This window comes from Pseudoalteromonas sp. S4492, from assembly GCF_005886115.1.
Classification (GTDB): Bacteria; Pseudomonadota; Gammaproteobacteria; order Enterobacterales; family Alteromonadaceae; genus Pseudoalteromonas; species Pseudoalteromonas gelatinilytica.
The window spans coordinates 1-325 of the sequence record NZ_PNCP01000176.1 but is presented as its reverse complement, the minus strand read 5'-3'; the positions used below and the strand labels follow the sequence as shown (position 1 = coordinate 325).

1 protein-coding gene is annotated in these 325 nt (G+C 39.4%); it reads right to left on the bottom strand.

The genetic code is table 11. From position 1 onward, the window contains the following. On the bottom strand, window positions 1-325 hold a 325-nt coding region (locus tag CWC28_RS21305; RefSeq protein WP_212746818.1), incomplete at both ends, for a hypothetical protein.

Genomic DNA, 325 nt, shown 5'->3' with positions numbered 1-325 from the left:
TCCTCATCATAAATCACCAGCAGGTATAAACTGCCCTGCTGAAAACATCGAACGAAAGTGGTGTTTAATTGGTAATCACCCACTTGCTTTTGCTCTGCGTAAATATCTTCTTTAATGCAAAGGAGTTCGGTTGCCAGGCGGGTGATTTCCTTTTTGTTTTTTATAGAAGGCTCCCGACCAACAAATACACTCTTATAGTATCGCAGATTGTTATTGGCAAGCCCCTCTACCTTTTCACCTTTAGTATTGGTATAGCCTTGTATTACACGTTTGTTACGCTCGTAGGTTACTTCTTCGCAAATATTGTTTTCATTATTCGTAACTA